Source organism: Limimaricola hongkongensis DSM 17492 (genome assembly GCF_000600975.2).
Lineage (GTDB): Bacteria > Pseudomonadota > Alphaproteobacteria > Rhodobacterales > Rhodobacteraceae > Limimaricola > Limimaricola hongkongensis.
Genome location: NZ_KK088650.1, coordinates 453,950 through 465,750 on the forward strand (window position 1 = coordinate 453,950; position 11,801 = coordinate 465,750).

General features: G+C 71.2%; 11 protein-coding genes and 1 other RNA gene. 4 read left to right on the forward strand and 8 right to left on the reverse strand.

Annotated elements, in window-relative coordinates; translation table 11 throughout:
* Positions 1-33: 33 nt before the first annotated feature.
* From LOKHON_RS06830 to LOKHON_RS06860, 7 genes are all read right to left on the reverse strand, one after another.
* Positions 34-378: a YbaB/EbfC family nucleoid-associated protein gene (locus tag LOKHON_RS06830; protein WP_017928870.1), complete on the reverse strand. Its 345-nt coding sequence runs from the start codon at positions 376-378 to the stop codon at positions 34-36.
* Positions 379-455: 77 nt separating this feature from the next.
* Complete coding sequence (locus tag LOKHON_RS06835) at positions 456-2,219, reverse strand: DNA polymerase III subunit gamma/tau (protein ID WP_017928871.1); 1,764 nt, start codon at positions 2,217-2,219, stop codon at positions 456-458.
* Between the two features lie 71 nt (positions 2,220-2,290).
* Entirely contained in the window at positions 2,291-2,680 is a 390-nt protein-coding gene (locus LOKHON_RS06840) for a DUF202 domain-containing protein (protein ID WP_017928872.1), read from the reverse strand.
* A 43-nt stretch (positions 2,681-2,723) separates the two neighbouring features.
* Positions 2,724-3,743 (reverse strand): ribosome small subunit-dependent GTPase A, encoded by a 1,020-nt coding sequence (rsgA, locus tag LOKHON_RS06845; protein ID WP_017928873.1) that lies wholly within the window; start codon positions 3,741-3,743, stop codon positions 2,724-2,726.
* A 137-nt stretch (positions 3,744-3,880) separates the two neighbouring features.
* Positions 3,881-3,978: signal recognition particle sRNA small type (gene ffs / locus LOKHON_RS06850), an RNA gene on the reverse strand.
* A gap of 52 nt (positions 3,979-4,030) precedes the next feature.
* A complete protein-coding gene (locus LOKHON_RS06855; RefSeq protein WP_017928874.1) occupies positions 4,031-4,690 on the reverse strand; it encodes an HAD family hydrolase in 660 nt (219 codons plus the stop codon).
* On the reverse strand, positions 4,666-6,579 hold the full coding sequence (locus tag LOKHON_RS06860; RefSeq protein WP_017928875.1) for a 5'-nucleotidase C-terminal domain-containing protein: 1,914 nt from the start codon (positions 6,577-6,579) through the stop codon (positions 4,666-4,668). The genes LOKHON_RS06855 and LOKHON_RS06860 overlap by 25 nt, the downstream gene beginning before the upstream one ends.
* 145 nt (positions 6,580-6,724) lie before the next feature.
* Here LOKHON_RS06860 and nudC point away from each other — a divergent pair, with 145 nt between their 5' ends.
* Positions 6,725-7,687 (forward strand): NAD(+) diphosphatase, encoded by a 963-nt coding sequence (gene nudC / locus LOKHON_RS06865; protein WP_017928876.1) that lies wholly within the window; start codon positions 6,725-6,727, stop codon positions 7,685-7,687.
* 58 nt (positions 7,688-7,745) lie between these two features.
* Positions 7,746-8,207 carry an SRPBCC family protein gene (locus LOKHON_RS06870; protein ID WP_017928877.1) on the forward strand — a complete coding sequence of 154 codons (462 nt, stop codon included), beginning with the start codon at positions 7,746-7,748 and terminating at the stop codon, positions 8,205-8,207.
* Positions 8,208-8,227: 20 nt separating this feature from the next.
* Here the strand turns inward: LOKHON_RS06870 and LOKHON_RS06875 are convergent, their stop codons facing one another.
* A complete protein-coding gene (locus LOKHON_RS06875) occupies positions 8,228-9,079 on the reverse strand; it encodes a prephenate dehydratase (protein ID WP_017928878.1) in 852 nt (283 codons plus the stop codon).
* Between the two features lie 120 nt (positions 9,080-9,199).
* On the opposite strand from LOKHON_RS06875, the gene LOKHON_RS06880 reads away from it, so the two are divergent.
* Positions 9,200-9,721 (forward strand): c-type cytochrome, encoded by a 522-nt coding sequence (locus LOKHON_RS06880; RefSeq protein WP_026147529.1) that lies wholly within the window; start codon positions 9,200-9,202, stop codon positions 9,719-9,721.
* Positions 9,722-9,925: 204 nt separating this feature from the next.
* Positions 9,926-11,800 carry an extracellular solute-binding protein gene (locus LOKHON_RS06885; RefSeq protein WP_017928880.1) on the forward strand — a complete coding sequence of 625 codons (1,875 nt, stop codon included), beginning with the start codon at positions 9,926-9,928 and terminating at the stop codon, positions 11,798-11,800.
* Position 11,801 lies beyond the last annotated feature (1 nt).

Below are 11,801 nucleotides of genomic sequence, written 5' to 3' on the forward strand. Positions count from 1 at the left end.
GCGTATTTGGGGAATGGTGAAGCAGGGCGGGCCTCAGAACGGCAGGTTCATGCCCGCGGGCAGGCCGAGCTCTTCCTGGATCTTCTTCATCTCCTGCTGCGACCGCTCGGTCGCGCGCGACTGCGCGTCCTTGATCGCGGCGAGGATCAAATCCTCGACCACCTCCTTTTCGGAGGCCACGAAAATCGACGGGTCGATGTCGAGCCCGGTCAGCTCGCCCTTGGCCGTCGCGGTCGCCTTCACCAGGCCCGCGCCGCTCTCGCCGGTCACGGTGATGGTGTCGAGATCCTCCTGGATCTTCGCCATCTTGCCTTGCATCTCCTGCGCGGCCTTCATCATCTTGGACATGTCGCCCAGGCCACCAAGCCCCTTGAACATCGCTGATCTCCTCGAATGCGTTGCGCCAGAGATACGGTCGCGCAGGCCCTGTCACAAGGGCGACGGCCGATTTGCGCTCACTCTTCCTCGAACGGGTCCCATTCGTCCTCGACCTCGGCCAGCGCCTCCTCGGCCGCGTGCTGGCTGCGCTCGGCCTCGGTGCGGATCTCGGTGATCTGCGCCTTGGGAAAGGCCGCGAAGACCGCGCGCACCAGCGGGTGCGCCTCGGCCTCCTGTCTCAGCGCGTTGGCCGCCGCGTCGCGGGTCTCGGCGATGGTGGGCGCGCCGCCTTCATTGGCGACGCTGATCGCCCAGCGTGCGCCGGTCCAGGCCTGCAGCTTCTGGCCCAGCCGCTGCGCCATGTCGGACCGGGCATCCGCCGTCGGCTCGAACTCGATCCGGCCGGGGGCATAGCGCACCAGCCGCAGCGTCGTCTCGACCTCGATCAGCATGTGCACGTCGCGATGCGTGCGGATCAGCTCGACCACCTGCTCGAAGCTGGCATAGCGGGCGAGAGGATTCTCCGCCTGCGCCATGGCGGGCTGGGCCGAGCCGCGGGCCGACGGGCCCGAAGGCCCGGCATGGGTGGGGGCGGGCGCGCCGCGCGCCTGCGTGGTGCCGCCCGGCGCCGGGCGGGCGCCACCACCACCACCCCCGCCGCCCGAAGGGGGCGGGGGGACGGGCGCGTCGGCCAGCTTGCGCACCAGCTCCTCGGGGCTCGGCAGGTCGGCCACATGGGTCAGCCGGATCACCGCCATCTCGGCGGCCATCATCGCGTTGGGGGCATGGGCGACCTCTTCGAGCGCCTTCAGCAGCATCTGCCACAGGCGGGTCAGAACCCGCATCGGCAGGTTCTCGGCCATGGCCGCGCCGCGCGCCCGCTCGTCGGGGCCGACGGTGGGGTCGTCGGCGGCCTCGGGCGTGATCTTGATCACCGACACCCAATGCGCGATCTCGGCCAGATCGCGCAGCACCGCCATCGGATCGGCCCCTTCGGCGTATTGCGCCGACAATTCGGTCAGCGCCGAGGCCGCGTCGCCCTTCAGGATCATGTCGAACAGGTCGAGCACCCGGCCACGATCCGCCAGACCCAGCATCGCGCGGATCTGTTCGGCCGTGGTCTCGCCCGCGCCGTGGCTGATCGCCTGGTCCAGAAGCGAGGTCGCATCGCGCGCGGAGCCTTCGGCGGCCCGCGTGATCAGCGCCAGCGCGTCATCGGCGATCTGCGCCCCTTCGGCGTCGGCGATGCGGCGCAGCATCCCGATCATCACCTCGGGCTCGATCCGGCGCAGGTCGAATCGCTGGCAGCGCGACAGCACCGTCACCGGCACCTTGCGGATCTCGGTGGTCGCGAAGATGAACTTCACGTGCTCGGGCGGCTCCTCCAGCGTCTTCAGAAGCGCGTTGAACGCCCCCGTCGACAGCATGTGCACCTCGTCGATGATGTAGACCTTGTAGCGCGCCGAGGCCGCCCGGTAATGCACGCTGTCGATGATCTCGCGGATATTGGCGACGCCGGTGTTCGAGGCCGCGTCCATCTCCATCACGTCGACATGGCGGCCCTCCATGATCGCCGTGCAATGCTCGCACTGGCCGCAGGGCTCGGTGGTGGGGCCGCCCTGACCGTCGGGGCCGATGCAGTTCATGCCCTTGGCGATGATCCGCGCGGTGGTGGTCTTACCGGTGCCGCGGATGCCGGTCATGATGAAGGCCTGCGCGATGCGGTTGGCGGCAAAGGCGTTCTTCAGCGTGCGCACCATCGCGTCCTGGCCCACGAGATCGGCAAAGGTCTCGGGCCGGTACTTGCGGGCGAGAACCTGGTAGGCGGGGGCGTCGGACATGCATCGGGCTCCGGGGATCGGGACCGGGCCAAACTAGGCGCAGGCGACGCCGAGGTCCACCTCGCGGCGGCTCACAACAACCACAGGATCGCCCCCGTGGCCAATCCGCCGAGCGACAGCATGAGCGCGAGGGCCAGCATCCGCCGCGCGCCTTGCGCCTCGGCGTCATGGCTGGAAATGCGCGCCTGCGCGCGCCGCGCCTCGCGCGCCGCGGCGGCAAAGATCAGCAGCGCGATCAGGATGAAGATCGAGGCGACGGCCTTGGCCAGCCAGGTCGGTTCGAACGCGCCGAACACCGCCTTGAGACCGATCGCCACGCCGAGCGCGGCCATGCCGGTGCGCATCCAGCCCGCGAAGGTCCGTTCATTGGCCAGAAGCGTCCGGTCCTCGGCCCAATCGGTGCGGTCCTCGGCCCATTCGGTCCTGGCGTCGGTCTCGCGGTCGCCTTCGGTCTTGTCCATGCGTCCTCCTGCCGGACCATCAGGCCCGGCAGGAGGCGGAGAATCAATCGCCTTTGCGGCGGCGCGCGCCACGCTGGATCGACTTGTTGCGCCGGGTGATGGACTTGCCCCGCGCGCGGCCCTCGGCCAGCGTCTCGCTGTTGTGCCGGTCCTCGGCCTCCAGCTTGCGCCAGCGCGCCAGCCGCGCGGGGTCGAGATCGCCCGTCTCGATGGCGGCGCGCACCGCGCAGCCCGGCTCGGTCTCGTGCGCGCAATCCGAGAAACGGCACCGCGCCACCAGATCGGTCACGTCGTCGAACAGCTCCTCGATACCCTCGGCGGTGTCGGTGAGCTGCAGCTCGCGCATCCCCGGCGTGTCGATCAGCCAGCCGCCGGCGCGGCAGCGCCTGAGCGCGCGGTGGGTGGTGGTGTGGCGGCCCTTGGCGTCGTCCTCGCGGATGCCCGCCGTCGCCTCGGCCCCGCCGGTGAGCGCGTTCTGCAGCGTCGTCTTGCCGACGCCCGACGAGCCGACGAGCGCCAGCGTCTGGCCGGGCTTGCACCACGGCTCCAGCCGCGCCGCGTCCGCGATGTCGCGCGCATCGAGCGCCATGGCCACCACCAGCGGCGAAATCGCGCGCGCCTGTGCCAGGTAGGGGGCCGGGTCGTCCACCATGTCGGATTTGGTGAGGATCACCAGCGGCAGGCAATCGCCCGCCATCGCCAGCGCCACGTAGCGCTCCAGCCGCGCCGGGTTGAAGTCGTCATTGCAGCTGGTGACGATGCCCAAGCTGTCGACATTGGCGGCCACGAGCTGGCGCGACACGGTGTGACCGGCGGCGCGGCGGGCGATCTGGCTGCGCGGGGCCAACCGGGTCCGCGCCGCGCCGTCGCGCATGCCGACCCAGTCGCCCACGGCAAAGCTGCCGGCGCCGGAGGGCGCCATGAGCTTGACCGGGCCGTCGGGCGTCAGCGCCACGAGCAGGGTACGATGGATTTCGGCCACGCGCGCGGGCGCGTCGCCATCTTCGAGCTGTCGCGCGAAGTGATCCGACCAGCCGAGGTCGGAAAGTGTGAGATTCGTCAATGTTTTGATCCCGTCACGAAAGAACACGGGCCCGCCGGGGCGGGCAGCTTCGCGTCGGGCGCAGGGCGGCTCAGGCGGCCCCGGCCCGGAGGGCGATCACAATCTCCATGATGTCCTCCGTCATTCGTGCGTCATGCGGGTGAGAGGCTGAACACGACCCAAGCGGGACTCGTTGCGGCTGCTTCCTTCCGGACCTGACCGGGTTGGCGAGGCGCCTGCCCGCGCCAACCTCTCAAATCGCGATATAGGGAAGGGTGCGGCGGGACGCAAGCCCGTCCCGCGCCGCGTCAGGCCGGAAGCGGCAGCAGCCCCGCGGCGCGCGCGCCCGCCACGAGACTCTCGGCCAGATGCGTGGCGTGGCGGCCGTCGCTGGGGTTCAGATCCGGCACCTGCACCACCGTCATGCGCGCGGCCATGCCCGCCTGCGCGCCGGTCTCGCTGTCCTCGAAGACGAGACAGCGGGCGGGGGCGGCGCCAAGCCGGCGCGCGGCCTCGAGATAGGCGTCGGGGGCGGGCTTGGCGGCGTCGACGTCCTCGACCGTCACGATGGCGTCGAGATGTGCGTCGAGCCCGGCGGCGCGGATCTTGGCCAGCCCCGGCGCGCGGCGCGAAGAGGTGGCGATCGCCATCGGCAGGCCGAGATCCGCGATCGCCGCGATCAGCGCCTCCGCCCCGGTCTTGAGCGCCAGCCCCGGCGCGAGCCGGGCTTCGACCCGCGCGTCCCAGTCGGCGTAGAAACGCTGCGCGTCGAGCGGCTGGCCGGTGTGCGCGCGGATCAGCTCGACCCGGCGGTCGTCATGCACGCCCGCGAGGCTTTCGAAGAAATCGACGCCGATCTCGATGCCCTGGGCGGCCAGCGCCGGCAGCGCCGCCTCGTTGCACAGCGTCTCGGTGTCGACCAGCGTGCCGTCGAGGTCGAAGATCACGGCGTCATAGCGGCGGGGCATCTGGGCGTCCTTGTCCTGGCCGGGCCGCCATAGCCAAGCCTGGGCGCGGAGTCGATGGGCGGCGGCCCGCTCTCGGGGCCGAAACGCAGCCGGTAGCGGTAGAGCCCGTCATCGCCGAGGCCGAGCGGCGCGATGTCGCGGCTGCCGATCAGGAGCGCGGCGGCGCAGGCCTCGGGCGGGGCCTCGAACCACGCGGCGGTGCCGGGCAGGGCGGCAAAACGCCAGGAACGGCGCGGGCGCGGCGTCACCGGCGCGGCCGAAAGATGCGCGCGCAGCGCCGCGCGCAGCGACGGCGCCTCCACCGCCACGCGCCCGCCGCGCAGGCCCTGCGGCAGCGGCCCCGTGCCGGTCAGCCTGTGGCTGCTGGTGGCGACGACGAAGCGGTCCTCTGGGCCGACCGGGCGGCCCGCATGGCGCAGATCGCCGATCCGCGCCCCGGCCGGGCGGCTCGGGTCGATGCGCCAGCTCAGCCCGTCGATCACGTCGAAGCCGTAAGGGGGCCTGCGCGGGTCGATCAGCCGCTGGTCGCGGCGCTGCGGCAGCACCTGGCAGAACGTCGCCGCCCCGCCTTCGAGCCAGGCCAGCAGCTCCGCGCGCCGGACCACCGACAGGCAGAGCCGGTCGGGATGCGGCTGCAGCGCCCGCAGGTGGCGTTCCGTCACCGGCCCCGGCGGCAGCGACAGGTAGCCCTCGGCGCCGGCATGCCCGCCGCTTCGGAACGGGCTGACCGCGACCAGCAGCGGCAGCGCCGCCTCGGGGCGCCCGACCAGCAGCCGCCGCGCCGCCGCGCGCCACGCATCGGCGATGAGCTGCAACGAAGCGTCCGGCGCGACCAGCGCGAAATGGCTGGTGATCGGCAGGGTGGTATGGCCGACCGGGCGGCGCAGCAGGCGCCGGGTGCGCAGATGCGCCCGCTGCGCCGGGGCCGCCGTGGCGGGGTCGTGGGGCGGGCCGGTCCGGGCCACGGTGTCGAGCCGCCCGGTGCCGTACACCACCCGCCAGCGCCCGCGCGCGCTGCGGTGCAGTTCGAGATCGATGACGCCCAGATGGCTGCCGAACCTGCCGGGCTGCACCATCGGCGTGCCGCGCAGCACGCCGGGGGCGCCCGGCGCGGGATGCGCCGCATGCGTGTGGCCGAGAAACAGCGCGTCGATCCCGGGCAGCGCCGCCAGCGCCCGGCCCGCGTTCTCGGCGCCGGGCAGGGGCCGCTCGGGGCCCGTGCCGCAATGCGCCAGCGCGACGACGATGTCGGCCCCCCGCCGGCGCAGCGCGCCGGCCTGCGCCCGGGCCTGCGCGACAATGTCGCCCGCCGCGATCCGCCCGGCGAGCCGCATCCGGTCCCATTCGACCGTCTGCGGCGGCGCCACGCCGACCACGCCGATCCGCAGCACCCGCATCTTCCCGTCCCGCGTGCGCAGCCTGCGCCGCAACAGCAGCCCCTCGGGCGCGAGAGGCGTGGCCGGGCAGGTCAGGTTGGCGCTGGTGACGGGGTGGCCGAGCTGCCCCAGCACCCGCCGCAAGAGGCCGAGCCCGTGGTTGAATTCATGGTTGCCAAGCGTGCCCGCGTCGTAGCCGAGCCCGTTCATCGCCGCCGCCATCGCGTGTGGCCCGCCGCCGGTCCCTTGCGCCAGCCGCGCGCTTTCGGCATCGGCCATGGGGTTGCCATGCAGGAAATCGCCGTTGTCGAACAACAGCGTATTGGCCGCGCGCCGCCGGTGGTCGCGGATCAGCGGCGCAAGGCGCGACAGGCCCAGCGGCGCGTGCCGGTCGGTGAGATAATCCCAGGGCAGCACGTGGCCATGCAGGTCCGTCGTGCCCAGAAGCCGCAGCGCGATCCGTTCGCTTTGCCCGGCCCAGCTGTCTTGCAGCAAGTCAGGATCGGTCCGCATGCCCCCGCCCCCCTGTCGTCGCCCCGGCTCCCGCGCAGCGGCTGACTTCAACTTTAAGGGTAGCCGCGCATCTGCATAGCTTTACATCGGCGGAATGCTGCGCATTGTGCCGCGTGTCGCAACGTCACGACAGGGGAGACCGCGCATGGCCGCGTCAGATCGGATCACCTTCGGGGGTGGCGGGCTCGACCGGGCCGCCGCGCTGCGCGGCGATTCGCGGGCCGTCGCCGCGCTTGCCGCGCGGCCGGGGGCGCGGGTGCTGCCGCTGTGGCGGGGCCGGATGCTGCTGTCGGGCGAGGGGCTCGTGGCGCTGCCCTTCGATCACCCCGCGCTCGCCGGCGCGACGCCCGCCGAAGAGGCGGAGACGGTGCTGCTCGGGCGCTGTGCGGCGGGCGAAGGGATCTGGGCGCGGCCCCTGTCCGACTGGGACGGCGCGCCGCAGGAAACGGCGCCGGGCGAGGAGGTGGCGCATCCCGCGATCGGCGGCGCGGCCTTTGCCGAATTGCGCGGCCGCATGGCCGGTCTCGGCGCGCGGGAGGCGGAGCTTGCGGCGATGGGGCGCGCGGTGCTGAACTGGCACGACGCGCACCGGTTCTGCGCCCGCTGCGGCGCGCCCAGCCATGTGGCCGAGGCGGGCTGGCGGCGCGCCTGTCCGGCCTGCGGGGCGCAGCATTTCCCGCGCACCGACCCGGTGGTCATCATGCTGGTGACGCATGGCGACGCGGTGCTCCTGGGCCGCGCGCCGGGCTGGCCCGAGGCGATGCATTCGGTGCTGGCGGGCTTCGTCGAGCCGGGCGAGACGGCCGAGGCGGCGGTGCGCCGCGAGGTGGCCGAAGAGGTCGGCGTGACGGTCGGGCCGGTCGATTACGTGGCCAGCCAGCCCTGGCCGTTCCCGGCCTCGCTGATGCTCGGCTTTCATGCCCGCGTCACCGGCCCCGAGCGCCCCGTGCTGCGGCCCGACCCGGCCGAGATCGCCGCCGCGCACTGGGTGCCGCGGCAGCGGCTGGCGCGGATCTTCGCGGGCGAGGACCACGCGATCCGGGCGCCGCTGCGCGGCGCGATCGCGCGGCATCTCATGTGGAACTGGCTTGCGGGCCGGCTGGATTGACGCGAGAACCGGGGCCGCGGGCGATCACGCGCCCCATGAGGCAGAGCGAGGCAGAGCCATGGAATTCTCGTCGCAGCAGCGGGTCGCGGCCCCGCGCGATTTCGTGTTCGAGCAGGCCAGCGACTTCACCGCCTTCGAGCGGCAGGCGCTGCGCCGGGGCATCGAGGTCGAAAGCCGGGGCGGCCCCGATCCGCTGGGCCGCGGCTGGAGCGCCGCCGTCCCGGTGATGGGCCGCGAGCGGCAGATCGTCGCCGAGATCGTCGGCTATGACGCGCCGCGCGACTACGCGGTGCGCGGCGAAAGCTCGGGCGTGGAGATCCTGCTTAGGGTCGAGGCGCTGGAGGCCGAAAGCGGCAGCCAGCTGGGCCTGTCGGTGACGATGGCGCCGCGGTCGATGCCCGGACGGCTGGTGCTGCAATCGCTCAAGCTGGCGCGCGGCTCGCTGGAGAGCCGCCTCGCGGGGCGGCTCGAAGGCTATGCCCGCGAGATCGAGGCGCGCTGGGCCCGCCGCGCGGGCTGAGCCCCCGAAAGCCCGCCCGCTCAGCCGCGCGGCGCCGTCTCGTGGCGGCGCGGCGCGGCCGGGAACACGCCCATCAGCCGGATGCTGTCGGTGAAGTAGTCCAGCTCGTCGAAGGCGAGCTGGACGTTGCGGTCGTCGGGGTGGCCCTCGATCTCGGCATAGAACTGGGTCGCGGTGAAATGGCCGCCGACCATGTAGCTTTCGAGCTTGGTCATGTTGACGCCGTTGGTCGCGAAGCCGCCCATCGCCTTGTAGAGCGCGGCGGGAATGTTTCGCACGCGAAACACGAAGCTGGTCATCATGCCCGCGCTGCCGCGCCGCTTGAGATCGGGCTCGCGCGCCATCACCAGAAACCGCGTGGTGTTGCGGTCGTGATCCTCGATGTGGCGCGCCAGCACGTCGAGCCCGTAGATGTCGGCCGCGATCTCGGAGGCCAGCGCCGCGTGGCGCGGATCGCCGGCCTCGGCGATGGCGCGGGCCGATCCGGCGGTGTCGGCGCCGGTGTGCGGGGTGATGGAATGCTCGCGCAGGAAACCGCGGCACTGGCCCAGAAGCACGGTGTGGCTGGTCGCGGTCTCGACCTGCGCGAGCCGCGCGCCCTTCACGCCGAGCAGGTTGATATGCACCCGCACGAAGGCCTCGTCGACGATGTGCAGCCCGCTTTCGGGCAGCAGGTGGTGCACGTCGGCCACCCGGCCATAGGTCGAATTCTCGACCGCGATCATGCCCAGATCGGCATCGCCGCGGCGCACCGCCTCGATCGCGTCCTCGAAGGTGGTGCAGGGCAGGGGCTCCATTTTGGGCCGCGCCTCGGCGCAGGCCTGGTGCCCGTAGGCGCCGAGCTCCCCCTGGAATGCGATGCGTCCGGCCATGGCGGATCCTCCCCTGAACAGGCGTCCCCATAAGGGCAATTGGTCGCGGGACTACACCTTGCACCCCGGCACGGGAAGCGGATACATACCCCCGAAACGCCGAACGGAATGGAACGCGACATGTTCGACACGATGACCCTGACCAAGGTCGTTGGCGGCCTTTGCGGCACGCTGCTGGTCTTCCTCCTTGGTGGCTGGGCCGCCGACATCATCTATGGTGGCGGCCATGGGGGCCATCACGGCGAGGTCGAACAGGCCTATTCCATCCCGGTCGAGGATGGCGGCGATGCCGGCGCGGCCGAGGAAGAGGCCGTGCCCTTCGAGGAGATCTATGCCTCGGCCGATGCGAGCGCCGGCGAAGGCGTGTGGCGCAACTGCCGCTCCTGCCACGCGCTCGAAGAGGGCGTGAACGGCACCGGCCCGTCGCTGCACGGCGTGGTCGGCCGCGCGGTGGGCGCCGAGGCGGGCTACAGCTATTCCGGCGCGCTCGTCGCGGTGGCCGATGTCTGGAGCCCCGAGAACCTGAACGGCTTTCTCGAAGCGCCGCGCGATTACGCGCCGGGCACCAAGATGACCTATAACGGTCTCAAGGACGCCGAGGACCGCGCCAATCTCATCGCCTATCTCGATACGATCAACTGATCCCGCCCTTTGGGTGCTGCGCTTCAGGGCCGCCCCGACGGGGCGGCCCTTTTTGCATCCCGCGATGCGGCAGACACGCGCCGCTCACGCATTCTCGCCTTGAACGTCAGGCGCTTGCGCCGCTAGCCTCGCCTTCAGGCTGTCCCGCCGGAGGAGTGCAAGATGTAAGCGACCCGCCACACCGCCCGTGCCGTTTCCCGCCCCGTGGGCGAGGCGCGCCTCTGGATCACCGGTTCGGCGCTGGCGCTGGGGGCGCTGCTTCTGGCCCCGCCCGCGACCGCGCAGGAGGCCGAGGCCACGACCACCAGCCACGGCTTCGCCAATTTCGGCGAGCTGAAATACCCCGCCGATTTCGCGCATCTCGACTACGTCAACCCCGACGCACCCAAGGGCGGCGAGATCAGCCAATGGGCGATGGGCACCTTCGACAGCTTCAATTCCTTTGCGCGGCAGGGCGTGTCGGCGGCGCTCAACACGCTGCCGCTCGAAAGCATCATGACCTCGACCGCCGACGATCCCTACGGGCTCTACTGCTATTTGTGCAGCACCATCACCTATCCCGAGAGCCTCGATTGGCTGATCCTCGACCTGCGCGACGACGTGACCTTTTCGGACGGCACGCCGATGACCGCCGAGGATGTGAAATTCTCGGCCGAGCTGTTTCTCGAACAGGGCATCACCGAGTACCGCACCCGCGTCGGCAGCCTGATCGACGAGATCGAGGTGCTGGGCCCGCACGAGGTGAAGTTCAGCTTTGCCCCCGAGGCGCCGCGCCGCGACGTGGTCGGGCTGGCGGGCGGCACGGTCGTCTTTTCCAAGGCGTGGTTCGAGGAGACCGGCGCCCGGCTCGACGAAAGCCGCGACGCGCCGTTCATGGGCACCGGGCCCTATTTGCTGGAGAGCGCCGACATCAACCGGCGGGTGGTCTATGGCCGCAACGAGAATTTCTGGGGCGCGGACATCCCCTTCAATGTCGGGCGCAACAATTTCGACACCATCAGGATCGAGTATTTCGCCGACAGCGCCGCCGCCTTCGAAGGGTTCAAATCGGGCGAATACACCTTCCGGGCCGAGAACTCCTCCAAGGATTGGGCCACGGGCTATGATTTCCCGGCGGCGCAGAAAGGCTGGGTCGTCACCGAGGAGATCCCCGACGGCAATATCGGCACCGGGCAGGCCTTCGTGTTCAACCTCGACGACCCGACATGGCAGGACCCGCGCGTCCGCGAGGCGATCGGGCTGATGTTCAACTTCGAATGGTCCAACGAATCCCTGTTCTACGGGCTCTACGAGCGGGTCGAGAGCTTCTGGGAGAACTCGGATCTCGAAGCCGTGGGCACCCCGTCGGAGGCCGAGCGCGACCTGCTCGCGCCGCTGGTCGAGGAGGGGCTGTTGCCCGAGAGCATCCTGACCGACGAGGCGCGCCGCGCGCCGGTGCTCGATGCGGGCGCCAACGGCCCCGACCGCGCCACCTATCGCCGCGCCGGAAAGCTTCTGGAGGAGGCGGGCTGGAGCGTCGGCGATGACGGGTTGCGGCGCAAGGACGGCGCGGTGCTGGAGTTGGTCTTCCTGCAGCGCAGCCCGCAATTCGACCGCATCGTGAACCCCTTCATCGAGAACCTCGCGCGGCTCGGCGTGCGCGGCGTGCTGGAGCGGGTCGACACCTCGCAATACGTGGAACGCACCCGTTCGGGCGATTTCGATCTGGTCAACCATAGCTTCACGATGGGCTTCGAGCCGGGCGGCGAGTTGGAGCAGTGGTTCGCCTCCAAGACCGCCGATGACAGCTCGCGCAACCTGATGCGGCTGCGCAGCACGGCGGTGGACCGGCTGATCCAGGAGGTGCTCGACGCTGGCGCGCTCGATGAGCTGACCACCGCGACCCACGCGCTCGACCGAGTGCTGCGCGCCGAGATGATCTGGGTGCCGCAGTGGTACAAGGACGTGCACACCGTTGCCTATTACGACCAGTTCCGGCATCCCGACCCGATCCCGCCATTCGCGCGGGGCGAGCTGGACTTCTGGTGGTACGACGCCGAAGCCGCCCAGGACCTGCGCGCCGCGGGCGCGCTGCGATAAG

What these genes read in the sequence shown, in the direction of transcription:
- LOKHON_RS06830 (WP_017928870.1), bottom strand. Translation starts at nt 378, where the DNA reads ATGTTCAAGGGGCTTGGTGGCCTGGGCGACATGTCCAAGATGATGAAG.
- LOKHON_RS06835 (WP_017928871.1), bottom strand. Translation starts at nt 2,219, where the DNA reads ATGTCCGACGCCCCCGCCTACCAGGTTCTCGCCCGCAAGTACCGGCCC.
- LOKHON_RS06840 (WP_017928872.1), bottom strand. Translation starts at nt 2,680, where the DNA reads ATGGACAAGACCGAAGGCGACCGCGAGACCGACGCCAGGACCGAATGG.
- LOKHON_RS06855 (WP_017928874.1), bottom strand. Translation starts at nt 4,690, where the DNA reads ATGCCCCGCCGCTATGACGCCGTGATCTTCGACCTCGACGGCACGCTG.
- LOKHON_RS06860 (WP_017928875.1), bottom strand. Translation starts at nt 6,579, where the DNA reads ATGCGGACCGATCCTGACTTGCTGCAAGACAGCTGGGCCGGGCAAAGC.
- nudC (WP_017928876.1), top strand. Translation starts at nt 6,725, where the DNA reads ATGGCCGCGTCAGATCGGATCACCTTCGGGGGTGGCGGGCTCGACCGG.
- LOKHON_RS06870 (WP_017928877.1), top strand. Translation starts at nt 7,746, where the DNA reads ATGGAATTCTCGTCGCAGCAGCGGGTCGCGGCCCCGCGCGATTTCGTG.
- LOKHON_RS06875 (WP_017928878.1), bottom strand. Translation starts at nt 9,079, where the DNA reads ATGGCCGGACGCATCGCATTCCAGGGGGAGCTCGGCGCCTACGGGCAC.
- LOKHON_RS06880 (WP_026147529.1), top strand. Translation starts at nt 9,200, where the DNA reads ATGTTCGACACGATGACCCTGACCAAGGTCGTTGGCGGCCTTTGCGGC.